This window comes from Mesorhizobium sp. M0208 (assembly GCF_040322015.1).
Taxonomy (GTDB): Bacteria; Pseudomonadota; Alphaproteobacteria; order Rhizobiales; family Rhizobiaceae; genus Mesorhizobium.
This window is the reverse complement of sequence record NZ_JAMYSP010000005.1, coordinates 185,374-210,866: the sequence shown is the minus strand read 5'-3', so window position 1 is coordinate 210,866 and position 25,493 is coordinate 185,374. Positions and strand designations below refer to the sequence as shown.

27 protein-coding genes are annotated in these 25,493 nt (G+C 62.4%); 9 read left to right on the top strand and 18 right to left on the bottom strand.

What is annotated here, in order from left to right:
* Positions 1 to 12: 12 nt before the first annotated feature.
* Positions 13 to 507: a YegJ family protein gene (locus NKJ17_RS08045; protein WP_254819220.1), complete on the bottom strand. Its 495-nt coding sequence runs from the start codon at positions 505 to 507 to the stop codon at positions 13 to 15.
* Positions 508 to 713: 206 nt separating this feature from the next.
* On the opposite strand from NKJ17_RS08045, the gene NKJ17_RS08040 reads away from it, so the two are divergent.
* Positions 714 to 2,336 carry an FAD-binding oxidoreductase gene (locus tag NKJ17_RS08040; RefSeq protein ID WP_352687847.1) on the top strand — a complete coding sequence of 541 codons (1,623 nt, stop codon included), beginning with the start codon at positions 714 to 716 and terminating at the stop codon, positions 2,334 to 2,336.
* Between the two features lie 8 nt (positions 2,337 to 2,344).
* Here NKJ17_RS08040 and NKJ17_RS08035 read toward each other — a convergent pair whose 3' ends face one another.
* The 3 genes from NKJ17_RS08035 to NKJ17_RS08025 all read right to left on the bottom strand — a co-directional run bounded on the left by NKJ17_RS08035 (position 2,345) and on the right by NKJ17_RS08025 (position 4,591).
* Positions 2,345 to 2,860, bottom strand: a complete 516-nt coding sequence (locus NKJ17_RS08035; RefSeq protein ID WP_352450478.1) for a hypothetical protein — start codon at positions 2,858 to 2,860, stop codon at positions 2,345 to 2,347.
* Positions 2,861 to 3,019: 159 nt separating this feature from the next.
* Positions 3,020 to 4,150, bottom strand: coding sequence for a hypothetical protein (locus NKJ17_RS08030; protein ID WP_352687845.1), 1,131 nt, complete (start codon positions 4,148 to 4,150; stop codon positions 3,020 to 3,022).
* 6 nt (positions 4,151 to 4,156) lie between these two features.
* Positions 4,157 to 4,591 carry a DUF4383 domain-containing protein gene (locus NKJ17_RS08025; RefSeq protein ID WP_023719157.1) on the bottom strand — a complete coding sequence of 145 codons (435 nt, stop codon included), beginning with the start codon at positions 4,589 to 4,591 and terminating at the stop codon, positions 4,157 to 4,159.
* A 735-nt stretch (positions 4,592 to 5,326) separates the two neighbouring features.
* Between NKJ17_RS08025 and NKJ17_RS08020 the strand changes: the two genes are divergently transcribed.
* Positions 5,327 to 6,265, top strand: a complete 939-nt coding sequence (locus NKJ17_RS08020; protein ID WP_352506695.1) for a diacylglycerol/lipid kinase family protein — start codon at positions 5,327 to 5,329, stop codon at positions 6,263 to 6,265.
* Positions 6,266 to 6,880: 615 nt separating this feature from the next.
* On the opposite strand, the gene NKJ17_RS08015 is transcribed toward NKJ17_RS08020, so the two are convergent.
* The 4 genes from NKJ17_RS08015 to NKJ17_RS08000 form a co-directional block, all read right to left on the bottom strand.
* Positions 6,881 to 8,092: a mandelate racemase/muconate lactonizing enzyme family protein gene (locus NKJ17_RS08015; protein WP_352506696.1), complete on the bottom strand. Its 1,212-nt coding sequence runs from the start codon at positions 8,090 to 8,092 to the stop codon at positions 6,881 to 6,883.
* Positions 8,089 to 9,705, bottom strand: a complete 1,617-nt coding sequence (locus tag NKJ17_RS08010; RefSeq protein WP_352506697.1) for a GMC family oxidoreductase — start codon at positions 9,703 to 9,705, stop codon at positions 8,089 to 8,091. The genes NKJ17_RS08015 and NKJ17_RS08010 overlap by 4 nt, the downstream gene beginning before the upstream one ends.
* A 507-nt stretch (positions 9,706 to 10,212) precedes the next feature.
* Positions 10,213 to 10,764, bottom strand: a complete 552-nt coding sequence (locus tag NKJ17_RS08005; protein WP_352687842.1) for a GNAT family N-acetyltransferase — start codon at positions 10,762 to 10,764, stop codon at positions 10,213 to 10,215.
* A gap of 127 nt (positions 10,765 to 10,891) precedes the next feature.
* Positions 10,892 to 11,683: an alpha/beta fold hydrolase gene (locus NKJ17_RS08000; RefSeq protein ID WP_352506699.1), complete on the bottom strand. Its 792-nt coding sequence runs from the start codon at positions 11,681 to 11,683 to the stop codon at positions 10,892 to 10,894.
* A 106-nt stretch (positions 11,684 to 11,789) separates the two neighbouring features.
* Here NKJ17_RS08000 and NKJ17_RS07995 point away from each other — a divergent pair, with 106 nt between their 5' ends.
* The 4 genes from NKJ17_RS07995 to NKJ17_RS07980 all read left to right on the top strand — a co-directional run bounded on the left by NKJ17_RS07995 (position 11,790) and on the right by NKJ17_RS07980 (position 14,904).
* Positions 11,790 to 12,716, top strand: a complete 927-nt coding sequence (locus tag NKJ17_RS07995; RefSeq protein ID WP_352506700.1) for a LysR family transcriptional regulator — start codon at positions 11,790 to 11,792, stop codon at positions 12,714 to 12,716.
* A 321-nt stretch (positions 12,717 to 13,037) separates the two neighbouring features.
* Positions 13,038 to 13,844, top strand: a complete 807-nt coding sequence (locus NKJ17_RS07990; protein WP_352687840.1) for an MBL fold metallo-hydrolase — start codon at positions 13,038 to 13,040, stop codon at positions 13,842 to 13,844.
* A 200-nt stretch (positions 13,845 to 14,044) separates the two neighbouring features.
* Positions 14,045 to 14,440, top strand: coding sequence for an acyl-CoA thioesterase (locus NKJ17_RS07985; protein WP_352506702.1), 396 nt, complete (start codon positions 14,045 to 14,047; stop codon positions 14,438 to 14,440).
* A gap of 143 nt (positions 14,441 to 14,583) precedes the next feature.
* Entirely contained in the window at positions 14,584 to 14,904 is a 321-nt protein-coding gene (locus NKJ17_RS07980; protein WP_023719143.1) for a hypothetical protein, read from the top strand.
* A gap of 50 nt (positions 14,905 to 14,954) precedes the next feature.
* Here NKJ17_RS07980 and NKJ17_RS07975 read toward each other — a convergent pair whose 3' ends face one another.
* Positions 14,955 to 15,323 (bottom strand): winged helix-turn-helix transcriptional regulator, encoded by a 369-nt coding sequence (locus NKJ17_RS07975; protein WP_352506704.1) that lies wholly within the window; start codon positions 15,321 to 15,323, stop codon positions 14,955 to 14,957.
* A gap of 90 nt (positions 15,324 to 15,413) precedes the next feature.
* On the opposite strand from NKJ17_RS07975, the gene NKJ17_RS07970 reads away from it, so the two are divergent.
* Positions 15,414 to 16,019: an NADPH-dependent FMN reductase gene (locus NKJ17_RS07970; RefSeq protein ID WP_352506705.1), complete on the top strand. Its 606-nt coding sequence runs from the start codon at positions 15,414 to 15,416 to the stop codon at positions 16,017 to 16,019.
* Between the two features lie 72 nt (positions 16,020 to 16,091).
* On the opposite strand, the gene NKJ17_RS07965 is transcribed toward NKJ17_RS07970, so the two are convergent.
* Complete coding sequence (locus NKJ17_RS07965; RefSeq protein ID WP_352687837.1) at positions 16,092 to 16,484, bottom strand: winged helix-turn-helix transcriptional regulator; 393 nt, start codon at positions 16,482 to 16,484, stop codon at positions 16,092 to 16,094.
* 98 nt (positions 16,485 to 16,582) lie between these two features.
* Between NKJ17_RS07965 and NKJ17_RS07960 the strand changes: the two genes are divergently transcribed.
* Positions 16,583 to 17,563, top strand: coding sequence for a quinone oxidoreductase family protein (locus NKJ17_RS07960; RefSeq protein WP_352687835.1), 981 nt, complete (start codon positions 16,583 to 16,585; stop codon positions 17,561 to 17,563).
* Positions 17,564 to 17,612: 49 nt separating this feature from the next.
* Here the strand turns inward: NKJ17_RS07960 and NKJ17_RS07955 are convergent, their stop codons facing one another.
* The 5 genes from NKJ17_RS07955 to NKJ17_RS07935 all read right to left on the bottom strand — a co-directional run bounded on the left by NKJ17_RS07955 (position 17,613) and on the right by NKJ17_RS07935 (position 20,746).
* Positions 17,613 to 18,290, bottom strand: a complete 678-nt coding sequence (locus NKJ17_RS07955; protein ID WP_352506708.1) for an HAD family acid phosphatase — start codon at positions 18,288 to 18,290, stop codon at positions 17,613 to 17,615.
* A 280-nt stretch (positions 18,291 to 18,570) separates the two neighbouring features.
* Positions 18,571 to 19,005 carry an FKBP-type peptidyl-prolyl cis-trans isomerase gene (locus NKJ17_RS07950; RefSeq protein ID WP_352506709.1) on the bottom strand — a complete coding sequence of 145 codons (435 nt, stop codon included), beginning with the start codon at positions 19,003 to 19,005 and terminating at the stop codon, positions 18,571 to 18,573.
* 235 nt (positions 19,006 to 19,240) lie between these two features.
* Entirely contained in the window at positions 19,241 to 20,005 is a 765-nt protein-coding gene (locus tag NKJ17_RS07945; protein ID WP_352506710.1) for an SDR family oxidoreductase, read from the bottom strand.
* Positions 20,002 to 20,487 (bottom strand): VOC family protein, encoded by a 486-nt coding sequence (locus NKJ17_RS07940; RefSeq protein WP_254819234.1) that lies wholly within the window; start codon positions 20,485 to 20,487, stop codon positions 20,002 to 20,004. The genes NKJ17_RS07945 and NKJ17_RS07940 overlap by 4 nt, the downstream gene beginning before the upstream one ends.
* A 73-nt stretch (positions 20,488 to 20,560) precedes the next feature.
* Positions 20,561 to 20,746 (bottom strand): DUF1127 domain-containing protein, encoded by a 186-nt coding sequence (locus NKJ17_RS07935; protein ID WP_352506711.1) that lies wholly within the window; start codon positions 20,744 to 20,746, stop codon positions 20,561 to 20,563.
* A gap of 204 nt (positions 20,747 to 20,950) precedes the next feature.
* Between NKJ17_RS07935 and NKJ17_RS07930 the strand changes: the two genes are divergently transcribed.
* Positions 20,951 to 21,844: a transcriptional regulator GcvA gene (locus NKJ17_RS07930; protein WP_352506712.1), complete on the top strand. Its 894-nt coding sequence runs from the start codon at positions 20,951 to 20,953 to the stop codon at positions 21,842 to 21,844.
* A 33-nt stretch (positions 21,845 to 21,877) separates the two neighbouring features.
* On the opposite strand, the gene NKJ17_RS07925 is transcribed toward NKJ17_RS07930, so the two are convergent.
* The 3 genes from NKJ17_RS07925 to NKJ17_RS07915 all read right to left on the bottom strand — a co-directional run bounded on the left by NKJ17_RS07925 (position 21,878) and on the right by NKJ17_RS07915 (position 25,469).
* The gene (locus NKJ17_RS07925; protein WP_352506713.1) at positions 21,878 to 22,672 is read right to left on the bottom strand and encodes a class I SAM-dependent methyltransferase; all 795 of its coding nucleotides are present in this window, start codon (positions 22,670 to 22,672) and stop codon (positions 21,878 to 21,880) included.
* A gap of 81 nt (positions 22,673 to 22,753) precedes the next feature.
* Positions 22,754 to 23,227: a VOC family protein gene (locus NKJ17_RS07920; protein WP_352687928.1), complete on the bottom strand. Its 474-nt coding sequence runs from the start codon at positions 23,225 to 23,227 to the stop codon at positions 22,754 to 22,756.
* Positions 23,228 to 23,486: 259 nt separating this feature from the next.
* Positions 23,487 to 25,469: an ABC transporter ATP-binding protein/permease gene (locus NKJ17_RS07915; protein WP_352687832.1), complete on the bottom strand. Its 1,983-nt coding sequence runs from the start codon at positions 25,467 to 25,469 to the stop codon at positions 23,487 to 23,489.
* Positions 25,470 to 25,493: the final 24 nt, after the last annotated feature.

Genomic DNA, 25,493 nt, shown 5'->3' with positions numbered 1-25,493 from the left:
CCGGCTGGGCGGTCAGCAATCGAAGCCGCGTTGGCTACGCATGTAGTCGACTTCTTCCTTCGGCATCGACTTGAACATCACACAGACGGTGAAACTGCCAACCTGGTGACCGTTTTTGGTATATCCCCAGTCGGAAATATCGTCTCGGTTGAATTCTACATACTGGCCAGCCACGACGTTGTGGACACTATGTGGCTCATTCGCCAATATCCCCACGAATCCGGTTTCGTTCCGCTGGAACGGGATGACCCAGAAGTGTTCGGTCACATGTCCGTCCTTGATCATCACCTTCAGTTTGAATGTGTCCGTTCCAGGTGGCGGTGTCTGGGATAATGCCAGGAATGCGTCCAGGGTGGCACGTGCCTGTGCAGTCGCCGCCGCCATATCCGGATCGTCAGGCGCGACTGCGACGACGCTGTCGTCGCCCTGACTGGAGTCGTGAGCCTCGGCGCATATCGGAGCAAGCTCTAGCATCAGGGACAGTATCGCGCGGGACACGAGCTTCATGGAATGGGCGCCCATACAATGGTCAGCATCATCATGGATCCGTTCGGATCTTCAATCATAGCGCGAAACATACCTTAATTGCAACCATAAGAAAATGCTCCTGATGCTGATGCCGCAACTGCCGCAACTGCCGCTAGTTCTGCTACGCACTCCGGCTCTGGTTTTTGCCGGAAACCCGCGCTATCCCTGAGGCAGCGAGGGGTGTCATGGTCGAGGAACGCAAGGGGTTTCGCCTGTCGCGGCGGCTGCTGCTGGGTGCGGCGGTGGTCGGCGGCGCGATGCTCTGGGGCGGGACGACCGTGGCGCGCCTGGCGCGCGGTCCGTCGGGGCAGAAGCATTCCGGGCGCATCGCCGACATTGACGGGATCGACCTGGCGCAGAAGCCGCTGGGGGGCCCGCCAGCCTACGATCCGGCGCTGCCATGGCTGACCAAGGGCGGCGACATCAACGATGCCAGCGGCTTGTCGATGACACCGGTCTACGGCGTTATCGAAGTCAGCGAGGAAGACCACATCGCGAGCGCGCTGGCCTTTGCCCGCGCCAATAGCCTGAAGGTCTCGGTCGCGGCGGTGCGCCATTCGATGGGCGGCCACGCCTTCGACGATAACGCGCTGGTCCTCGACATGCGCAAATTCAACAAGGTCAGTGTCGACCCGACGGCGAAGACGATCACCTTGCAGCCGGGCGCGCGCTGGCACGACATTCAGAACCTTTTGCACCCGCGCTTCGCGGTAAAGGCGATGCAGTCGACCGACATCTTTTCGGTCGGCGGCTCGCTGTCGGTCAACGCGCATGGCATGGACCACCAGGCCGGCTCGGTCGCCGACTCGATCCGATCGATGCGGGTGATGCTGGCCGACGGTTCGGTGACGACCTGCTCACCGGCCGAAAATACCGAGCTGTTCCGCCACGTCGTCGGCGGCTACGGCCTGTTCGGCGTGGTGCTGGAGGCGACACTCGACATCGTCGACAACGCCGTCTACCGGACCTCGCGCGAGATCATCAGATCGGACGATTTCCCGACGTTCTTCGCCGAGGTTCTGGAGCCAAACAGGGCGATCGGTCTGTTTTATGGGCATCTGTCGACTGCGCCGGGCAATTTCCTCGAGGATATGATCGTCTACCGCTATGACAAGGTGGCCGACCAGCCGCCGGCCGACCAGCCGGCAATCGGTGAACCGGGTTCGGTCGGGCTCAAGCGGGTGATCATCAACCTGGCGAAATGGGGCAGCCTGTTCCAGGAGCTGAAATGGTTCACCGAAAAGACGCTGGAGCCGCAATTCGAGAGCTGCACGGTGGCGCGGACGACGGCAATGGCCGAGGGCGAGGCCTGCCTCGTCACGCGCAACAATCCGATGCACGATTCAGTGCCCTATCTGTTCAACGATCTGCTCGATGAGACCGACATCCTGCACGAGTATTTCATCCCGCGGGCGGCCTATAACCCGTTCATCGCGGAAGCGCGCGAGATCCTGCGCAACCAGACCCTGCCGGTGCTCAACGCGTCGGTACGCATCGTCCACAAGGAGGATGTGGCGCTGAATTATGCGCCGGAGCCGGCCTATTCGCTGGTGCTCTACATCAATCAGCCGACAGACGCCGACGGCAATGCCAGGATGCGGGCGCTGACAAGGGCGCTGATCGACGTGACGATCAAGCATGGCGGGCGTTTTTTCCTGCCCTACCAGCTCCACTACACAGGCAAGGAACTGCTTGCCTCCTATCCGGAACTGCCGTCCTTCCTGGCGAAGAAGCTGCAATACGATCCGGGCGAGTTGTTTTCGTCGATTTTTTATCGCGCCGTCAAGGCATTGATCGGCACGGCCTGAAGCGGCGGCTACAGACCGTCAGGCAGCTTCGCCGCCAGCCAGTTCGCCGAACGCCTGGCGATGCCGATCGTTGCCGATGCGGCGCGGCCGAGATCGGTCTTGACCACGGCGTAGCCGGCCTTCGTGCGGTAGAGCACGGCGCGGCCGCCATCGACCGCCGCTTCATAGGCGACCGGCCGGACGGCTTCCGTTTCCGTCGCCGTTGCCTGCGTTCCGACCGCAGCACTGGGCCGATGGCTCAGTTCCGGTGGCAGCGGGTCTGTCGCGGCCGTACTGGCCGTCGTCAATTCAGGCTCGGAAGCGGTCGCAGCGAGTTGCGATGACGAAGACGAGTTCTGTGTCCGGCAGATGCCGGAGACCAGCGGATAGTCGAAATTGCGCTCGTGCAGCATCTGGCTTTTCATCGCCGCTTCGCATTCGGCGATGGTCGACCATTTGGCGGGCGTCTCGCCGATATATTCGCAAAGCCTGGCGTCGCAGTCGCAGCCGACGATGGTCATGGCGACAAGGGCGGTCTTGATCACGGTCTTGTGCCTCCGAGTTGCCTGCACATGTGCGCAAGACAACGTGTCTACGGCATCATCAATCGTTGCGGAACAAGGCGGGATTTGGCCGCGATTGTGGAATGAGCGTGGCGGAGCATCACGCAACGTTTTGCCGAGGCCGGCTGTGACCGAAAGGCCTCAGTAATCGTAGACATGCTCGAGCCTGGCGCCTGCCGTCATCAGCGCTGGCAGCACGATGTGCAGCTTGCGCACGGCGACGGTCAGGCCGGTGCGTCGCGTCGAAGGTTCCGCCGGAAGCGGGTAGCTGAACAAGGTGCGTGCATCTTCGGGAACCTTGATTTCGTCGTTGGAAAGCATGGTGACCATGATCTCGTCATTGCCGCCGATCTCGACGAAGGAGATGCCCTTGCCGATCAGGCGCGGAATCATGTCGGTGAACACCTGATAGCGCCTGGTGACGAAGACCGTGCCGTCGGCGCCGAGATCGCGCTCCAGCAAAGTGTCGGGCTCGTTGCGCGTCACCTCGCTGACCGGACCCTTGGCCCAGACGTGAATGTCGAGCAAGGCCGGATCGGTGGTGGCGGCGAGCGCCGACTTGATCAGATCGGCGTAGCCTTGCTTGATGGTGTCGGCGAAGCCGAAGGCGAGCTTGCGTTCGCTGGTACGGACAGCGCTGTCGTCCGCTGCCGGCTGGACGGCGAACAGGCCGGCACGCTTTTCGGCATAGGGAAACTGGTACCACGGCACCTGGTCGAGAAAACCGGCATACTCCGCCGCCACCTTGGCCTGGTAGATGTCGACGGCGGTGCGCTTGCCGGCTGTCGCTTCGGTGACGCGGCCGACCGTATTTTCATAGGCCCACTGGATGGCGTGCTCGATCGTGTGGCTGGTGCCGATGATCACCAGCATCTGGTGATTGTCGAGGTTGAACCTGTAGGCGGAGCTGGCGCGGATGACCATCGCATAGTCCTGCCAGAAGCGGCCGATATAGGAGAGATAGGGAAAACCGCTCGGCTGGTTCTTGTCGACGAAGCCGGCATATTCGCGGGCGGCGTAGACGATGGCCCATTCCGGATAAGCAAGAAAGGTCGATTCCTCCGGCCGCTGGTAGCCGGGGATTTCGGCACGGATCTTGTCGGCCAGCGCCTTCGGCGGGGCACCCTCAGCGACGCCCGGCAAAGGCGTTGTGTCCAGCGACGGCGTCGTGAGAAAGCCGTAGGCCAGCCCGGCGATCGGGATCAACACGACAATGACGACGAGCCAGAGGATCGCCTTGATGATGCGCTTCAGCCAGCGGAACAGGAACATGGCCGGTCAGGCCGTGGCGAAATGGTCGTACACACGTTTCGACAGCCAGAACCCGACATAGACGGCGAAGCCGCCGATGACGATGTGCGGCAGGTTGGCGAAGAAGCGGGCCGGGAATTCGATGTCGTTCAGGGAGCGGAAGCCGTTGATGAAAATGCCGCCATCGAGGCAGCCGGAACCAGTGACCAGGCCGAGCACGCCGTCGAACAGATAGACCGAGCCGAACAGCTTGAAATAGAACACCGCCTGGCGGTGCGAGATGAAGGCGGCCGCCAGCGCCCAGACGCCGGAGAAGGCGTGCAGCAAATCATCATACCATTGCAGCGAGAACAGGCCGAACAGATTGCCGCCGGCATCGTTGAAGGCCGGCACATAGCCGATGGCAACAACGCCGAAGAACAGGAAAGCATAGGCAACAGCAAGCTTCTGGATGAGCGTCATGAAATGTCCCCCTGCCGTCAGCCCTTTTAACCGGCCTCCCACGGCAAGTGGATAGTAGCTGATTTTGGCGCAGGGTGAAGCGTCGCCGGCAAAGTCGTCCGGCGGGGCCACAAGGACAGTCGGCGCCGGGATTTCTCCCAGCGCCTCCCTGTCAGATCAGGACACGGTCGCGGCAGCAACTCCCGAAAGGTGTCGCGCCATGCCGGCCTTGATTTTGACGGTCCTGCCAGTCGCCACCCGAGGGTAGCGTCCGTTCCGGACCACGCCGGTCTCCACTCTTGCGAGCTTTGCCCGGCGCGCCATCGAAGGTTTTTGCCGTCCTTCATGGCAGCATCGGTCCGCCGTCGGCGTTCGCACGCTTTCCGCGGCCCCGTAGGTCTCGGCTTCCATCCCTCCAACAGGCAAGCCTGTTCTCGTTCAGGGCCGTACGGGCCTCAGGAAATCCGCCGTTCCGCTGTGCCTTTCGGCGTGGCGATCGGTAGCCGCCTGAGATGGGTTTAATGTATGTCGGATAAGTGTTTGGCGGAACTGCCGCGTGCCTGTGGATAGCGGGATTATCGGGGACTGACCCTGCCAAAACAGGGACTTTCCGATCTCTGCCGCCGCCGGCCGGGATTTGCCGCCTCGAGGCCAAAACCGCATTGTCGGACATTCGATCTTGCCCCGCGGGCCGGCGGGGGCTTCAATGCCGGCAAATGATTGGAAGGCGTGTTCGATGGCCTTGGGGAGGCGGGCTTGAAGGTCGCGGTGGTTCTCAATCCGATCGCCGGCGGCGGCAGGCTCAAGCGGCATTGGCCCGAGGTTGCGGCGTCGCTGAAAAGACATTTCGGCGATTTCGAGCTGCGTGAAACGCAGGCCGAGGGCGATGCCGAACGGCTGGCGCTCGACCTTGCCGCCATCGGCTTCGAGTTGGTGATCGCGGCCGGCGGCGACGGCACCGCCAGCGAGGTCGCCGACGGGCTGCTGAAAGCTTTCCGAGAAAGCGGCCGGACGGCCGAGCTTGGGCTGCTGCCGTGCGGCGCCGGCATCGACTTCGCGCGCGGGCTCGGCCTGTCGAACAATGTCGACCTGACACTGAAGCGGATTGCCGAGGCCAAAGGGCGCAAGGTCGATGCCGGGTGCATCAGCTATGTCGACGACCACGGCGCGCTGGCCAGCCGCCATTTCATCAACATCGCCAGCCTCGGGCTCTCCGGCGTCACCGACCGTGCCGTCAACGCCGACAAGCGCAAGGGCAAGGTTTCGGCCAAGGCGTTGTTCTATTGGCGCACGGTCTGGGAGTTCCTCCGCTACCGCTTCCAGGACGTTGCGATCACCATCGACGACGGTGCCCCGGTCGAGGCGCGCATGGCACTGGTGGCGGTGGCCAACGGCAAATTCTTCGGCGGCGGCATGATGATCGCGCCCGATGCCGAGCTTAACGACGGCGAGTTTGACATCGTCATTCTGCGCGCCGCCGGCAAGCTGAAGCTGATCTGGGACATCCGCCTGCTCTATGGCGGGCGGCACCGCAACCATCCGGCGATCACCATCCTGCGCGGCAAGAAAGTGGTTGTCGAGCCGCTCGGCGATGTGCAAAAGAACGCCGCGCTGATCGACATAGACGGCGAATCGCCGGGTCGCATACCGGCGACCTTCGAGATCCTACCCGGCGCCTTGACGCTGAGATATTGAATCAAGGCATTGAGGGGTTGATTCAAGTTCTTTCGGCGGTGATTCCAGCGATCCGGCCAATGTGCTGAAATCGCGTGACAATTGCCTGATGTCAGGCCTCGAGCTTGGCCGGGAAACCAGGCGCGCGAAGATCGGTTCCGATCGCATCTTCCAGAAGCCTGACGATCATGGTCGACCAATTCCTTGAAACAGTGATTTTGGCAGGTGGCGGCCCATCGGCAGCGAACGTCGGTCGTTCCTGTCGGTGGTAAATCGCAAACCCTGGAGATTGGCCGAATCCCCCCCAACTTCGTCATCCCAGGGCGAAGCAGGAGCGAAGCTCCGTCGCGGAGACCCTGGGATCCATGCCGTAACCTTGATCAAAGAGTGCAGCGGAGCAGAATTTTGCACCGCAGCAGCGCTCTGAAGTCGCGGCATGGATCCCGGGGTCTGCGCCGCGTCGCTTCGCTCCTTGCTCCGCCCCAGGATGACGAAGCGATGGGCGTTTGCGCTAATCACCAAGGCATGCGGTTCCGTCAACGCAAGCGACCCGTCAAATCCTCTGTGCCGAGGAACCAGGCGCCGGGCCGCGGTCGTAGACGGTGACGGCAAAGCCGTTGCGGATCAGGCTGGCGCTCACGGCATCAGCGGTGTCTGCATCATCTGCAAATGCAGGTCCTTGCCGGTCCAGGGATGCGCTTCGCAAACGGCTTCATCGAGTTCGACGCCGAGGCCGGGCTCCTTCGACGGGATGACATTGCCGTCCTGCCATTCGATCTTCTTCTTGAGCAGCTTCTCGTGAAATCCGCCCCACTGCTTCAGCGATTCCAGAATGAGGAAGTTGGGCAGCGTCACCGCGAGCTGGATGTTGGCGGCGCCGACGATCGGCCCGCAATAGCAGTGCGGCGCGATCTGGATGTGATAGGCTTCGGCCATGGCGGCGATCTTCTTGGTTTCGAGAATGCCGCCGGAGCGGCCAAGGTCCGGCTGCAGAATGGTCGCCGCGCGGTTCTCGATCACACGCGCGAATTCGAACTTGGTCGTCAGCCGCTCGCCGGTGGCTATCGGGATCGAGGTCGCACGGGCGACCTGCGCCATCACCTCGGGCATGTCGGGCGGCACCGGCTCCTCGAACCACAGCGGGTCATAAGGCTCGATGGCGCGGGCCATGCGCAGCGCCCCCGAAGCTGTGAACTGGCCGTGCGTGCCGAACAGGATATCGGCGCGGGTGCCGACCGCCTCGCGGATCGCCTTGACCATCCGGGCGGAGAGGTCGATGTCGACGAGGCGCGGCTGGTGGCCGTCGAAGGCGGTGTAGGGGCCGGCCGGGTCGAGCTTGACCGCGTTAAAACCCTGCTCGACATATTCGAGCGCGCAGGCGGCGGCCAGATCGGGGTCGTTGTAGACGTTCTTGCCGCGGGCGTCCTCGGAGTGGACGCTGCCGCTGTGCGGGTAGAGGTAGGTATAGGAACGCAGCGTTTCGTGCACCTGGCCACCAAGCAGCTTGTAGACCGGCTTGCCGGCCTCCTTGCCGATGATGTCCCAGCAGGCGATTTCGAGCGCCGAGAAACAGCCCATGCCCGACACGTCGGGGCGCTGGGTGAAGCCTGACGAATAGGCGCGGCGGAAGAAGTTTTCGACGTCGTGCGGATCGCGGCCGACGAGATAGCGCTCTGCCATGTCCTCGACCATTTTTGCGGTGACATGGGCCGAGAAGGTAGCGTTGTAAGCTTCGCCATAGCCGACGATGCCGCCATCGGTGGTGAGCTTGACGAAGATGAAATACTTGCCGCCGATGCCGGGCGGCGGATTGCCGACCACCCAGGTCTTGACGTCGGTGATTTTCATTTCTGATCCTCCAGAACCAGTTCGGCGCCCTTCCATCCGGTCATGATCGCGGCGGCGTTGGTGTTGCCGGTTATGTTGTCGGGAAAGATCGAGGCATCGATGACGCGCAACGCCTGGATGCCGTGTACCTTGAGGCGCGGATCGACGACGGCGTGCGCCGCGTCCGGCCCCATGCGGCAGGTCGAGACCGGGTGATAGACGGTGCCCGAGCGCTTCCTGAAATCCTGAATGAGATCCGCGTCGGAGGTGATCGAGGGACCGGGCAAAACCTCTTCCTCGATGATCTCGGCCATCGCCGGCATCGAGGCGATCTTCCTGACGAATTTCACCGCCGCCAGCATTTCAGCGACGTCCGCCTCGGTCGAAAAGGCATTGGCGACGATTTTGGGATAATCGCGCGGATTGGCGGAGCGGATCATGATTTCGCCCCGGCTCGATGGACGGCAATTGGACAGCCCGATGGAAAAGCCCGGCCATGGATCGGGCGTAAGGATCGGGCGTTCGCCGCTCTTCGGAATGACGGTCGAAAACGCCTGGAAATAGAGCTGCATGTTGGGCCGTGCCGCGGCCGGATCGGTGCGAAAGAAGCCGCCGGCATTGTTCATCGACAGCGACAGCGGGCCCGACCGCAAAAACACGTATTGCATGCCGACCAGCAGCTTGCCCCACCACGGGCGCAGGATCTGGTTGAGCGTCGGCAGCCTGCCCTTGAACGTGTAGTTGATGCCGACATGGTCCTGCAGGTTTGCCCCGACATTCTCGTTGGCGTGAACGACGGGAATGCCGAGCGCGCCAAGAAGCGCCGACGGGCCGATGCCTGAAAGCTGTAGCAATTGGGGCGAATTGACCGAGCCGCCCGACAGGATGATCTCGCGGCCGGCGCGGGCGGTTTTCGTCGCGCCATTCTGGAGATACTCGACACCGACGGCACGCTTGCTTTCGAACAGGATCTTTGTCGCCAGCGCGTTGATCTCGACGCGGACATTTTTGCGCTTCATCGCCGGGCGCAGGAAGGCGCGCGCCGCCGACATGCGGCGGCCGTTCCTGGTGGTGATCTGGTAGACGCCGACGCCTTCCTGCGAGGCGCCGTTGAAATCCGGGTTGAGCGGCAGGCCGGCCTGGTTGGCGGCGGCGAGATAGCGCTTGGTGAGCGGATGGACGGAGGTCGAGCAGTCGGTGACATGCAGCGGCCCGCCGACGCCGCGCCATTGGTCGGCGCCCGCCTGGTTATCCTCCAGTGCCTTGAACGCAGGCAGCAGGTCATCGAAGCCCCAGCCGGGATTGCCGGCATCCCGCCAGGCATCGAAATCCTCGCGCGCGCCCCTGATCCAGACCATGGCGTTGATCGAACTCGAGCCGCCGAGCAGCTTGCCGCGCGGCCAGTGGTCGACATTGCCGGCGAGGCCGGGGTCCGGCTCGGCCTTGTAGTTCCAGTTGACCGCCGGGTCGAAGAAGGTCTTGCCGTATCCGAGCGGCATCTGCACGTAGAAGCGGCGGTCGCTGCCGCCGGCTTCCAGCACCAGCACCGAGAAGCGGCCGGAAGCCGACAGTCTCTCGGCCAGGACCGAGCCGGCCGAACCGGAGCCGACGATGATGAAATCATAGGTCTGCATGGTGGATTGGGCGGCTCCGGAATTCGGCCTCTAACCTAGACTCGCGCGCGGCGCGGCGTCGCCGGGTCTTCCGGCATCTGATGTGAAAAAAGCGACTGGCGCGATGCTCGGAGTTTTCATCCAGCGGTGATTAGCCGTCCAGTCTTCGTTTGGTCAATTCGACTTGATAGACGCTTCGCGGATGTCGATTGCGTCGCCATATGTTGAGAGATGTAACCAGCGCCAAATACCCGAATATTGCAAGCAGGCCCCACAAAATTCCAAGCACATTGATCGAGACAAAAATAACCACAAATCCAACTGCAGCCACGGTGTAATATAAGACCGAGGCCCAGACATACTTATCCATTTGAGAGCTACTCATCTATCAGTCCTGGTTAGACGATTCGGTTCATCCGTTGTCGAGAATCTGCGGCCGATCGGCGATCTGACACTCAGGACGCTGGCCATGCCTTCGCTGTGCTTTGTCGACAAGCCGTCCAACCATTACAGGCGATGATCGGCAATCTACCTGAAATCATAGCGCACGATCGGGCGGGCCGGCGTCCTGCGAGCGACGACCCTGAACCCGGCGCGCGCGAAGGTGGAGGCATATCCGCTGCCGGAAGCACTCGGCGATACGTTCGCGTCGAAAGGATAGGCTTCGAGCGCAGGAGCATTTGCGCGCCTCGCGAGTTCCAGTGCCTCTGCTATCAGCTGGAATGTTACGCCCCGCCTGCGGTATCGTTTTCGCACGTACAGGCAGGACAAGGACCAGACCGGCGCATCATCCACACGCTTGAGCTGCCACAGCCGATCGAGCCAGGGCAGGGCATCTCGCGGCGTCACCCGGCACCAGCCGACAGCCGTATCGCCGTCGAAGGCGAGGATGCCTGGAGGCGGACCATGCTGGACGGCTTGCCGGAACGCTGCCTTGTTTTCCTCGCCGGGTCTCTTTCGGTAAGAACGACCGATCCGCCCATACATACACCAACAGCGACTGCAGACGGCGCTGTCACCGAACAGGTCCTCGAGCGCCGGCCACAGATCGGGCGTTAATGGGCGAAAGCCAAGTTCCATGTCAGCCGTCATCCGCTATTGATATTGCCCAGTCTAGCCTGCACTGCGCGCTAGCGCATCATAGGTTGCGGTCCATGCGGGGATGTTCAAACCGGGGTTTCACTCAGCGTCCCTGTCGTGCTCCATCTCAGCGCAGAAAACCAAGCACGGCCTCCATGAACTCGGTGGGGTACTCGACATTCGACAAGTGGACCGCGGGCAGGACAACCAGTTTCGCGCCGGGCACCGTCGCCGCGATCAACTCGCTATGGCTGGCGGCTGTCACAGTGTCGTGCCGGCCGGCGATCACCAACGTTGGCCTGGAAATCAGCGCTGCGGTTCGGCGAAGGTCCGCATCGCGAACCGCCGCGAACAGACCAGCCAAGCCTTGCCGGTCGATAGCCAGCAGCATGGCGCGAAATTCCTCGATGACGGGCTCGTTGGCCGCCAGCATACGCGCAGGGAACCAGTTGCCCAGGAACATCTCGGCGGTTTCCGCCATGTCCGGCGCCTGCAGCACGGCGGCAATCCGCTCGTCAAACTGCTTTGCCGGTCCGAGGTAGGACGAGGTGTTGCTCAGGATCAAGCGTTCGATCCGCTCGGGCGCGTGGATGCCGAGCCGCTGCCCGACGAAGCCGCCCAACGACAGACCGAGGAAGTGTACGCGTTCAATGGCCAAGGCATCGAGCAGCTCGATCACGTCGCGGCCAAGCCGGTCGAGCGAATAAGCACCGGCCGGAACGCTTGACCCTCCGTGGCCGCGAAAATCATAACGCAGAACACGGAAATGCTTCGACAGCTCGTTGACCTGCATGTCCCACATCCGCAGTGTGGTGGCGATGGAATTCGACAGCATCAGCACGGGGTTCCCGGCGTCGCCGTCGATGCGGTAGGCGATGCGTGTGCCATCGCCGACGGTCACGAAATCCAGCTCATTCATGGTGAATACACCTTCCTTCTTGGAGCGTTGAATGTGGCAAAGCCTAGTTGCGGCGCGCTTTTGATGATATTACAAAGATAGGACTATCTCTGTAATAGAAGCTGACATGGCCGAATTCACCCTGCACGACCTGCAATGCTTCGATGCCGTGGTCCGCTGCGGCGGCTTTCAGCCTGCGGCGGCCATGCTGCATCGCTCGCACCCGGCGGTGTTCGCAGCCGTTGCAAAGCTGGAGCGGCAACTCGACCTCGTTCTCTTGGATCGCAGCGGCTATCGCGTGCGCCCCACCGAGGCAGGGCTGTCGTTCCATCGCAGGGCACAATCGCTGCTGCGCGAGCTCGAGGGCTTGCGGCTTCATGCTGCTCAGCTGTCAATGGGCGAAGAAAGCGAGATCCATGTGGTGATCGGCGACCTGTGCCCGCGCCCGCAGGCACTGGGCATGCTCGGACGGTTCTTCGCCCAGTGTCCGGGCACACGCCTGCACCTGCATTTCGAGGCGGTGGGCGGCCCGTGGGAGCGCCTCTTCGATGACGAAGCCGATTTGATCCTGCACTGGATCGACAAGAGCGATCCGCGGGTGGAATGGATCGATCTGTGCAAGGTGCCATTCGTTCCCGTAGTGGCGTCGGGCTTTCTACCGGAGCGCATCAAGCACCCCATCACGCCGGATCAGATGCACGCGTTCACCCAATGTGTCATGCGCGACACGGCCCGCCATTCACCGCAACAAGACTACTTCATGATCGAGGGTGCGCCTCAATGCATGGTGGCCGACCAGGGGATGAAGAAGGAAATCATCCTGCAGGGCCTCGCGTGGGGCCACATGCCCCGCTTCCTGATCGAGGATGAGCTGCGCGACGGACGCCTGCAATCCGTTGCCGGCCGTCATCTGCCAGGCCGCACCGAGGAGTTGGTGGTGGCGCGCCGCCGCGACCGGCCGCACGGGCCGATCTCGAACCGGCTGTGGGATCATATCGAGCAAGAGGCGCCGACGTTGCGCCGAGCGCTCGAACCCCGGCAACCTGTCCAGTAGGCGGCCAAGCCGGGGCTCAGCGAGGCCGTTCGGAGGGCCAAACCAGCGGCCTTACCCACTTAAGTTCACTGCTGCATAATCTGCAGCAGTGAACTGCATCCCATCGCTATTCCCGCAGTTTGTGAGGCGCATTATTGATGTCGCAAGGAGTTGGCCATGAACCGCGCCGACCCCGCCCGAAGGTTTTCCACTTTCCGTGGGTAGTCCAACGGTCGGCATCCGCCCTGCCAGCGACGACGTAGCCTGGGACTAGCTTCATCTGCAATTCGAAGGACAAGACCATGAATATCGACCGTCGAACCTTCGGCCTCGGCACCTTTAGTGCCGGCGCCCTGCTGCTTTCCCCGATCAGCCTCTTTGCGGGCAACGCTGCGCCTATCGCCGCGTCTCCGGCTTCGCTTGCGACCGCCCACAGGTTCATGCTCGGCGACCTCGGTCAATGCTTACCTTGTCACCAAAGGCGACAGACGGGTGCTGATCGATACCGGCACGGCATCGGCGATGGGGCCCATACTGGGACATATACCTGAGGCGCTCGCCGCCGCCGGCATCAGGCCGGAAGAAATCGACACGGTAATCATCACCCACCTCCATCCCGACCATGCCAACGGCCTTGTCGGTATTGGAGGCAAGGCCGCCTTCCCGGCAGCGGAGGTCGTGGTTGCCGCGCCGGAATTCGCTTTCTGGCACGATGACGGGATCCGGTCCAAGGCGCCCGACCAGATGAAACCGTACTTCGAAATAGCGCGCAAATCGCTGGTGCCTTACCATGGCAAGGTCCGGAAGATCGAAGGCGAAGTCGAGATCGCGCCCGGGATCAGGGCGTTGCCTGCGCCTGGACACACGCCGGGGCATCTCGCGCTTCGAATTGGCTCTGGTGACGCCAACCTGCTGCTCTTCACTGACGTAATCCACGCCTCCGCGCTGCAATTTGCGCATCCGGAATGGGCAATCGCCTTCGACGTGGACCAGGAGGCCGCAATCGCCACACGCAAGAAGGTGCTCGACATGGTGTCGGCGGATGGCCTGCTCGTCGCAGGCATGCACCTGCCCTTTCCAGGCATCGGTCATGTTATTCGCGAGGGCAACGCCTACGCCTACGTCCCAACGCCCTGGCCCGCTTTGTGAAGCACGCCTATTGGTAAGCTTTCTTACCTCGGCCATGGAATGCAATCCTGCTGGTGCGCTCGTCTAGCTCCGCACAGCATCTTTTCAACACCGTCGACCGATAGCCGAACCTCAGGCCGCGACCTGTTCAGTGGCGCGTTGACCAGTCCGTGCCATGACGATACGGGATCGGGACAATCGGCTTCGAGAGGATTGGCCAAATGGTGCATTACGCGGACGGGCGGCCGATCAGCGATCTGACGCTCAGGACGCTGGCCATGCCTTCCGACGCCAATGCGGCAGGCGACATTTTTGGCGGCTGGGTGATGGCACAGATGGATCTCGCCTGCGGCATCCGCGCCGCCGAGCGCGCCAAGGGCCGCGTGGTGACGGCGGCGGTGAAGGAAATGTCCTTCGCCAAGCCGATGAAGATCGGCGACACGCTGTGCATCTATACGCATGTCGAACGCGTCGGCCGCACCTCGATGACGCTCAAGGTCGAGGCCTGGGCGCAGCGCTATCTCTCCGACCTGATGGAGAAGGTCACCCATGCCGACTTCGTCATGGTGGCGCTGGACGGCGAAGGCAAGCCGAAGGCGGTTCCGGCCGAAGGCTGACCCGGCCTGATTCCAGAAGACGGATTTAAATAGCCGTCTCTCCCGCGCGGGGGATGCGGACAGCAATCCCGCGTGGTCTTTGGCTAACGGGTTCCCGCATGCGCGCCTGCAGCGCGACCGATGGGATCTTGGGAGGAAAGACAATGCGTCAACACATGCTGAACGCTGCCCTGGCGGGTGCCTTTGCAGCCTTGCTCTGCCTGTCGTCCGCAAGCGCTTTTGCCGAGGTCAAAAAAGGCGATCCAGGCGCCACCTGCACGTCGGAAAACCGCACCATCAACGGGCAGGCGGCCAAGTGCGAGATCTGCTCGGCGACGAAATGCGACACCAGCGGCACGACGGTGAGCAATTGCCGCAAGGAGACGACCACGACCTGCACGATTGGCGGCAAGGTGGTCAGTCCCAACCCGAAATGGAACCGGATCGAGAAGCTGCCGAAGAGCAAGATGCAATTACAGCAGTAGGGCTCGTCCGGAGCATCCGCGACAGGTTCAAACCCTTACAGCGCAAGGGTTCAGCTGTGCATGGCGTCGAATTTTTCTCGCGCGGCCTTGACGCGCTCGGTGTTCTTGCGTGCCCATTCGCCGAGCGCATCGACCGGCACCAGCAGCTCGTAGCCAAGGTCAGTCAATTCGTAGTCGACCCGCGGCGGGATGGTCGGGAACACGGTGCGGGTGACGAAGCCGTCGCGCTCGAGCCCGCGCAAGGTGGTGGTCAGCATCTTTTGCGAAATGCCGCCGACCGCGCTGCGCAGCTCGTTGAAACGCAGCGGCCCGTTGCCGAGTTTGCCAACGACGAGCACAGTCCATTTGTCACCGACGCGCTGCAGGATTTCCGAGACGGCGCGGCAGTCCTCGGTGCGGTACGGGTGCCTTGGTAACAAAAAAGTGCCTCCTTGCACATTGAGCGGCCGGTTACTCATATAGCTCAGGTATCTAAACGATACCAGTATTGCTGTAAGGAGAGCCCCCCTATGTCAAAACCCAAAATCGCCATCGTCATTGGTTCGACCCGCGCCGCGCGCTTTGCCGACGTGCCGGCCCAATGGATTGCCAGGATCGCCAAGTCGCATGCCGATATCGACGTCGAAGTCGTCGACCTGCGCGATTTCCCGCTGCCGTTCTTCGATGAGGTCGCATCCTCCGCCTGGGCGCCGTCGCAGAACGAAGTGGCGCAGCGCTGGCAAAAGAAGGTCGCCGGATTGGACGGTTTCATCTTCACCGCCGCCGAATACAATCATGGCCCGACGGCCGTGCTGAAGAACGCCATCGACTACGCCGCCAACGAGTGGAACAAGAAGCCGGCCGGCTTCGTCGGGTATGGCAGCGTCGGTGGCGCGCGCGCCGTCGAGCAGCTGAGGCTGCATGCGGTCGAGTTGCAGATGGCGCCGGTGAAGTCCGCCGTACACATCTCCTGGGTTGATTTCCTTGCGGTCAAGCAAGGTGACAAGAAGCTCGACGAGTTCGAGCACCTCAACCAGGCGGCAACCGCGCTGGTCAACGACATTGCATGGTGGGCCAGGGTGCTGAACACGGCGCGTCAGGCCGATGCCGTCGCCGAGGAAGTCAAGGCGGCCTGAGCAGGTTCGAACAGTCCTCCCAAGGATTAATTCTCCCAAGCATTGGGGCGGCGCATGCGCCGCCCTTTTTGTTCACACCGCATGGGCGTCCCGCGCTTGCCGTGGCCTGATGATGCAATCGGCAAGACGGTCCATCTCATTCAGCTCGTCGGCGTGATGCTGGCCCCACTGGCAAAGTGCCAGCAGGATCGGCTCGAGGCTGAGGCCGAGCCGCGTCGCCGAATACTCGACGCGCGAGGGGATCTCGGCAAAGATCTCGCGGCGGACGAGGCCGTGCTCTTCCATTTCGCGAAGCTGCTGGATCAGCACTTTGTGGGTAATGCCGGGCATCAGCGCCTGCAGCGCCGACAGCCGCCGGGGCCTGTCGAAGAGATGGTACAGGATGACGGCCTTCCAGCGGCCCGAAATCACTTTCAGCGCGCGCTCCGCCGGCAGCATCGGCAGCCTCTTGATCAGCTTGGCCATGGTCACCTCCCGGTCAGCAGCGGACAAATCGGTGTGTAGTCGAAGCCAGGCAGATAGTGGCAAACAGTGGCCGATGCCAATAACGATCGGTGCCTGGGATGAGAGCTATTCAACTGAACCGTTTCGGCGAGGCCGACGTTCTCGAGATAGTCTCGGTGCCGAAGCCTGAGCCGCAAGCCGGCGAGGTCCTGGTCCGCGTTCATGCGGCCGGGGTGAATTTCTTCGAAGTGCTGATGCGCGCGGATCGCTATGCGGTAACGCCGCAACTGCCGATGATCCTTGGTGTCGAAGCCGCCGGGATCGTGGAGGCGCTTGGGCATAGGGTGGAGGCTTCCTTGCTCGGCATGCGCGTCGCTGCGCCGTTGTTCGCCTCGAGCCAGCCGTTTGGCGGCTGTGCCGAGTATGTGACGATCGACGCAAGCCTGGCCGTGCCGCTGCCGGATGCGCTCTCGTTCGAAGACGCGACGGCATTGATGGTGCAAGGGCTGACGGCGCTGCATCTATCGCGGCAAAGCCGGCCGGCCGGCAAATCGGTGCTGGTCGCCGCTGCCGCGGGTGGCGTCGGTTCGTTGCTCGTCCAGCTTGCCAAGCGCGCCGGCGCGAGCCGTGTCATCGCGGCAGCCGGCAGCAAGGCCAAGCTCGACCTTGCTTTGTCGCTGGGAGCCGATGCCGCCGTCGACTACAGCAACACGGATTGGCCGGAGCACGTCCGGGCAGCGACAGGTGGCGCTGGCGTCGACACCATCTACGACATCGTCGGCGGCCCGCTTACGGCGGCCGCGCTCGAGGCCCTTGCGCCTTGCGGAGAGCTGGTGTTTGCCGCCCTTGGCAGATACGCGCTCGGCGCCCCGGAGATGGAGGCGATGATCGGCCGCAACCAGTCGCTGAGGGGTTTTGCCCTGCTTCCGTTGCTGTCTACGGACGGGCTCCGTGACGGCCTTTTGGAACTTTTCGATCTGGCCGCTGGTGGTCAGCTTGTGGTGACCAAAGGTGGCCGCTTCCCACTCGACCAGGCCAGCCACGCACACCGCCTGCTGGAGGAGCGCGGCGCAACCGGCAAGGTCGTCTTGATACCTTAGCAGGTGGTCGGCAAGGAGCCGAGGATCCGGGCTTGTGCCGTACAGGCCGTCAGCGAACCCGGTAGAACGGATTAGGCAGCAGGAACAGCTTCTCGGCATGCCCCCCGAACAGGTCGGATGGCTGGTCACCGACATTGGCAATTATCGTGTAGCCGGCCTTTTCGATTTCGGCCCTTATGGGTGCCTTGAAATCTGCTGCGGAGCCGTATTTGGCCCCAGGCTGGACCATGTAAAGGTGCTCATAGCCGGCATAGCCGGCCGACTGCAGGTTCTGTTCGGTTGCCTGACGTTGGTCCTCCGGACGTCCGGTGATGAAGAACACCGCGACTTTCGCCGTTCGCGCCTGCCGGAAAACCTCCAGCACAGGGTCGATAGCCGGATCCTTCGCAAGCTGATCCCAGGCGGCCCAGCCACAGGGGCCGTCGATTGCGATGTCGCAGGCGCCGCCGATCGGGCGGCCGAAATTGTCACGTGTGATCACTTCCCAGTTGGCCAACGCCGTCTCGTCGATGTCGAGCACCAGTGCGGGGCGAGGCACCTCCATTGCGCGCTTGACGACCCAGTCGCCTGCCTGCTTCGCCACAGCGGCAAGGTCGCGATCATAGTCGCCGGAATCATGATAATTGGCAGCCGCCAGCATCGCATCGCCGACATTGGCTGGCTGGGACGGGCTTGTGAGAAGGAGCGAGTCGGAACGCGCCGGCCCAGGAACATTTGTGCCGATCATCAGCACGATTGCCCCGACACGCGCAATTCTATTCCAACCAATCGCCCGCATCACGAGACTTTGCAGTCACGAGAAGTCGGCTGTCAAGCGAGGTCTTCCACAGGTCCTCGAGACTGCGACGCTGAATTGGACATTCCAGATGCCGAATGTCTCTATGGGTTGCTGCACGCTACACGATTTCCGCCGTCGCGGTCTTTGCCCCCGACAGGTGACGCACCGCCGGAACCGCCGGTCGAAATGCGTCACCCGAAAAATCATGCCGTTACGCGCTTTGCCGTGCCTACGCCGCCTGAACGATCTCGACCAGTTCAACGTCGAACACCAGATCCCGTCCCGCCAAAGGATGATTGCCGTCGAGCTTGACGCTGGTGTCGTCCACGCCGACGACTGTTACCGGCATCGGGCGCCCCTCTGCGGTTCTGACCTGCAATCGAGTGCCGATATCGACGTTGATGTTGTCTGGCACGCGGGCGCGGTCGACGGTCATCACCGCTTCGGGGCGGTGGGGGCCATAGGCGGCGTCGGCGGGAATGGTGACGGTGCTTTTCGCGCCCACCTCCATACCCTCGACATGGGTTTCGAGACCGGCGATCACTTGTCCTTCACCCAACGTGAATTGCAGCGGTTCGTTGCCGGAAGAATCGAACTGAGTGCCGTCAGCCAGGCGGCCATTGTAATTGATGCGCACGGTGTCGCCATTCTTGGCCTGTGTCATGATAGCCATCCTTTGAAAGTTTCGAGGGGCCGGCCAGAGCTCACAGTCCCGTCCTCGATCATCCACGCACTCGGGTGCGCGGCGCGAAACGCTAAAACTAGGGACCTGGCTGCCGATGTAAACCCCGATTGGGCTACGCCGGCATGATCCGCCAGCGTTCGTCGCCTTCGGCAGGAGTGCGCCGGACTAGCGGGTCATGCCGACTCAACCCATTCAGGCGGCGTGCAAATGGCGGCTAGATCAGGTTATGGCCGCCATCGATGCGGATTGTCTCGCCGGTCGTGAACTCGCTTTCCATGAGGTAGACATAGGCGGCGGCGACGTCCGCAGCGGTCGGAATTTTTCTCGACGGCAACCGGGCAGCCATGTCGGCAAAGAAGCTGGATTTGGCTTCTCCAACAATGTCCCACATCGGTGTGTCGACCCATCCGGGAGACACGACATTGACGCGCGTCGGGGCCAGTTCGAGCGCCAGGGCGCGGGCGAAGTAGCTGAATGAGCCGGCAATCGCTGAGACGACCGAGCCTCCCGGCACTGGCGGCTTGTCCTTGTTGATGCCCGAGGTGAAGGTCATGGAGCCACCGGCCTTCAGGGTGCGCACAGCGTGCTTGGAGAGCATGACGGCCCCAATCAGCTTGTTGTCGACGAAGCCTCGCACAGCCTCCATGTCGGTACTGCCGATCGGATCGCCGGGCGGCAGTGTTCCGGCGGTCGATACCAGGTGGTCGAAGGGACCGATCTCCTCGAACAGGCGAGCGACGTCCGCTTCGTCGGTCATATCGGCAACCAAGCTGGTCACGTGCCCCGTATTGAGCGTCCGTTCGGCCGCCTGCAGTTTCGCGGGCGACCGGCTGACGATCACGACCTTCGCTCCGCAATTGAGAGCAGCTTCCGCGACGCCGAGACCGATGCCGGAGCTGCCGCCGATGACGATGACTTTCCTGTCCACGAGCGATGTCATGGGAGGTCTCCATTCGTTTGCGATTTCGGTGAGGGTCAAGCTTTGCCGTCGTAGGCGGCTTCGAGGTCGGCGATGATGATCTTGCGCATCCCGTACATCGCCTGCCGGACGCGGTTGGCCTTTTCGCGGTCCGGGTCGGCGCTGAGCCGCGGCAGGATTTCCGGGATGACCTGCCAGTAGACGCCGAACTTGTCGGTGAGCCAGCCGCAGGGTTGTTCCCTGCCGCCGCCGGCGGTGAGCGCCTCATAGTAGTAGTCTGTCTCGGCCTGGTCCCTGGTCTCGATGTAGAGTGAGAGCCGCTCGTTGAAAGGCGGCTGCGGCCCGGCATTGAGCGCTGTAAGGTGCAGACCCTCGAGCTCGAAATCGAAGGTGGCATGCGGGACCGTCTTGTTGGTTCCGGACACCCAGTCGGTGTATTCGAGCGTCTGGAGCGCTTTGCTGTTCTTGAAGACCGAGAGGTAGAAATCGCGGGCCTCCTTGGCGTCGGTGTTGAACCAGAGGAATGGGTGGATGGTGGCCATGTCCGTTCTCCGTTAATTCCTTGCGGCAGCGATTTTTGGCGAAGAGCCTGTCCGCTGTTGCTTTCATTCAGGCTTAGCGGTAGTCCGACGGCCGATAGACCGAGCCGTCCCAGTCGCGGGCAAACCCGAGGTCTTCGAGCCGGCGGGTCGAGAAGCGTGCAATCTGCCGCTCGGTCCGGCGCCGGCTGCTCGAGGCGAGGATGCGGCCGGCCATGCCGGTCAGGACGTCGACGATGGGTTCAACTCGTTTGGCGTTCATGGTGCTCTCCCAGAGTGGCGGCAGTTTTGGTTTCAGCAGTTGCCCCGCGACTTTCGTCAGCGAGAGTATAAGTCACATCAAATCGCCTTTTGCAGCGGCGGTGAATGACTGAATACGCGAGCAAACATGCCGTCTTCCGGCCTGGACGACAAACGACTTATCGGCGACAATGTGTGAGCATCGCTCACATATAGGTATCGATCCATGCCCCGGAAGCTGCCTCCCCTCACCACCTTGCCGAGCTTCGAAGCGGCGGCGCGCCTGTTGAGTTTCTCCAAGGCGGCAGAGGAACTTCATGTCACCCACGGTGCGATCAGCCGGGCGATCAAGAACCTTGAGGATCAGCTCGGTGTGCAGTTGTTCGAGCGCGGTACGCGTTCGGTGAGCCTGACCGCCGTCGGCGAGCCCTATGCGCGGGCGGTGCGCGAGGTGCTCGACCAGTTGGCCGCCGCCACTGCTGCGGCAACGGCCCGCTATTCGAGCTCGACACTGAACGTCAGCACCTCCGATGGCTTCGCGGGGAGATGGCTGGTGCCACGCCTCTACCGCTTTCACCGTGCGCATGGCGACATCGATGTACGGGTTTCGACGAGCGGGAAGCTGACCAACTTCCTCGGCGACGGCATCGATGTCGCCGTCCGTTATGGCAGCGGAAACTATCCGGGGCTCACGTCGGAGTTCCTCACCGGCGAGGAGGTGTTTCCAGTGTGCAGCCCAAAGCTTCTTGAGGGTGCGCATCCGCTGCGCACGCCTCAGGACCTCAGACACCACACGCTGATCCGTGACAGCTTTCCGATCGACTGGGCGACCTGGCTGGCGAGCGCCGGGGTCGAGGGCGTGGACCCGCAGAGCGGGATTACCTTCGACTCTGCCACCTTTGCCATGGAGTCGGCTGCACAAGGCGAGGGGGTGGTGCTGGGTCGGACCATGCTCGTTGCGGCCGACCTCGCCGCCGGGCGGCTTGTCCGCCCCTTCGGCCACGCCCTGAAATCCCCTTCCAGCTTCTATCTCGTCTACCCGCCGGAGGCGATCCGTCAGCGCAAGGTCAAGGCTTTCAGGGATTGGCTGCTTTCAGAAGTCACGCCGCAAATGGACTGACAGGAAGGCCGAGAGAACAGGATCGTCTACGGGTCAATCGCCCGGTGACTGTCGGCTCGCCCGAACTGCGGTGATGATCCAGGCGCGCGAGTCGAAAAGCACACCGTCCGCGGTCAAGTGCGCGTCGAGCAGATCGCGCAACCGCCGTAGCGCCGCGTCGACATCCACATCCGCGCGGGCGAGCGGATCCTTGACCAGTTGCAGGCCAAGCAAAGCGTCATAGGCCGCATCGACGTCCTGGCCGTAGAAGACCGGCTCACGCACTTCGGCAAAGTCGACCGAAACAAAACCGGATGCACGCAAGATCTCCGCGGTGATGGCGGGGTCGCCAAGCGAAAACGGGGTGGCGGCGCCCGCCGATATGGCGGTCCCCGGCGCAATTGCCCCCTGAATGGCAGTTGCCCACTCATTACGGTCCTGGCATTGCCATACCATCCACACAAGACGTGCCCCTGGTCGCATCGCCCGGCCGATATTGGCGAACGCCGCCGCCGGATCGGCAAAGAACATCACGCCAAATCGACTGATGCACAGATCGAAGCCGGCAGGCGGAAATACCAGCAATTGCGCATCGCCGCGCTCAAAGGCGACGTTTCGCAATCCTTCTTCGGCGCTACGGCTCCGGGCGATCTCGAGCATCTGCGCCGATACATCCACGCCGAGCACGCTCCCTTCCACCGCGACACGGGCGGCATCACGAGAGGATTGTCCCGAACCGCATCCGATATCGAGCACGCAATCGCGCGTTCCCGCCTTGACCGCAGCCCTGAATACCTCGTTGTGCCGCCGCAGTTCGGCGTCGTAAAACTCAGCGCAGTTCAACACCATCGCACGCCTGTCTGGAGGTGGGCCGGCAGCATTTCCGGCCGCTCTGCCCTGATCTTTTCGCGTCGGGCTAACCCCGAACTGTCAGCCGCGCCGCGCCGCCTCGATCGCTGCAACGTCGATCTTTTTCATCTCCATCATCGCTTCGAATGCGCGCTTTGCTTCATCGCCGCCGGCGGCCATCGCTTCGGTCAGCACGCGCGGCGTGATTTGCCAGGAGATGCCCCATTTGTCCTTGCACCAGCCGCAGGCACTTTCCTGGCCGCCATTGCCGACGATGGCGTTCCAATAGCGGTCGGTCTCCTGCTGATCGTCGGTGGCGATCTGGAAGGAGAAGGCTTCGTTGTGCTTAAACGCGGGCCCGCCATTGAGGCCGAGACAGGGGATGCCGGCGACCGTGAACTCGACCGTCAGCACGTCGCCTGCCTTACCGGACGGGTAGTCGCTGGGAGCGCGGTGGACGGATTTCACCGAGCTGTCAGGAAAAGTCTCGGAATAGAAACGGGCCGCAGCCTCGGCGTCCTTGTCGTACCAAAGGCAGATCGTGTTCTTGGCGATTGTCATTGCTGGTCCCTTTGCTTTCGAAATCAATCTGGGCTTTTGAAAATCAACCCGGGTTTTTCACAGCTGGCCTCGGCGTTGCACCGGGCATGGAAATGCGCTCGTGCCATCGATGTTCCGACAGCAGCTGCCCGGAACCAAGGTACCACGGCTGGTGCTTTCAGGACCAGATGCGGGCAATGACTCGAACCGGAGATCCGCCTGGTCCGACCGGCGGCCTCACTTTTTGGGTAGGGCCGCGCCGCTTTGCTCAAGGTCACGCTGGCTTTCCGTTGGCGCGCCGTTGCCTCAGAAGGCGCATGAGCAAGTTCCGTCTGTCCTTGCGCGGGACGAGTTCGATATCGCTGACGAGTTTTGCGCCGCCCTTGTGCCGCTCCAATGTGATCTTGCGGCTATGGAAAGCTTCCAGCTCGGCGCGATGCGCTACGCTTATGATGGTGACCTTCGGCAATTCGCGAATGATCATCTCCATCATGGTGTCCTGGCTCTTCTCATCGAGTGCCGACGTTGCCTCGTCCAGCACGATGATATCGGGGCGGTGCAGCAGAAGACGCGCGAAGGCGAGGCGCTGCTTTTCGCCACCCGACAAGGTCTGGTCCCATGGGGCGTCCTCCTCAATCCTGTCGTTGAGGTAGTCGAGTCCCACCTTGTCGAGCGCAGCCTTGATCTTATCCAGCGTCCAGCTGTCGGCGGCGCCTGGATAGGCGACAGCGCGGCGAAGCGTCCCGGTCGGGATGTAAGGCCGTTGCGGCAACATGAACAACCGTCTGTCGGCGCGGATGTTGACGCCGCCGCTACCCCATGGCCACAGACCCGCGATGGCCCGCACCAGTGTACTCTTGCCCGAGCCGGATTCGCCGGCGACGAGCACCCGCTCGCCTGGTTCGATCACGACCTCGGTTTCCTTGACCACGGCGGTGCCGTCGTCGAGCGACACGGAGAGATTGTTCAGGCTGAGCATCGCATCGCTGCCGGTTTCGCCGCGTTTTATGCGCCCCAGCGTGTTGCTCTGTTCCGCCCGCTCGAGCCCGTCGAGCGACATCATCAGCGAGGCGATGCGCCGTGCAGAGGCATTCCAATCGGCGAGACGGGGATAGTTGTCGACCAGCCACCCGAACGCGCCCTGCACGATGGCAAAGGCCGAGGCAGCCTGCATGACCTGCCCAAGTGTCATGCTGCCTTCGAGGAACTTCGGAGCGCAAAGCAAGACCGGCACGACAGGCGCAAACAGGCTCGACCCTTGGGACACCAATGCCGTGCGCATGTGCTGGCCTGCAAGGAGCGCCCATTGCCTGAGCACATGGGCGAATGTCTTGTCCATGCCGCTGCGCTCCTCCTCCTCGCCGCCGAGCAATGCGATACTCTCGCCGTTCTCCCGCACGCGCGTTAGCGAGTAGCGGAACTCGGCTTCCGCCTGATTTTTTTCCCCGGAGAGGTGGACGAAATGGCGGCCGATGACCGCCATCGAGGTGGACGTGATCGCGGCATAGAGCACTGCGGTGATGACCAGGAAGCCGGGAATGGTGACGGTCGAACCTGCAATCGTCAGGGTCAGGGCGCCGCCGATCGTCCACAGCACCACGATGAAGGTCGAGGCCGACAGAAATGCGACGATGACACCGGCGATGAAATCGACGGGCGATTCGGTGGCAATCCGCAAATCCTCGGCGATGCGGGCTTCGGGGTTGCTGTGGTCGCCGCCGACAAGGTTCAGCTGATAGTAGCGGCCGCTTGCCAGCCAACGCGCGATGACCGCGGTGGTGAGCCAGGAACGCCAGCGGCGCTGTATCCTCATGCGAAAGAAGACTTGTGCCACCACAAGGCTGGCGCTTCCGAGCACGAGTGGCAGAAATACGGCGCTCAGCCAATATACGGCGTGGGCATTGCGTTGCTCAATGGCGTCGAAAATTGCGCGATTCCAGACATTGATCCCATACTGGAAGCCGACATTGGCGACGATCAGGACCAACAGCCCGATCGTCAACGGCCAGGCAACCCTGTCGCCACTGCCGCTCCAGTAACCGCGGGCGCTGATCCAGAAGCGCTTAAGCAGATATCTCTTGCGCGCCCGCTCGGCCTCTTCAGGTGTCAGCTTAGGATCGGGTTCGGTGACATCCGGCGGCGGCGCGGGCTTGCCGACGACCTCGGACGCGACCTCGACAGTCGTCTGGCGCGACTTCTCGGCATCGCGCGATTGGGCGCCATCAACCGATTTCAGCTTGAATTTAGCTTGGGGCATCCGGCGATAACGGCTTAAAAATCA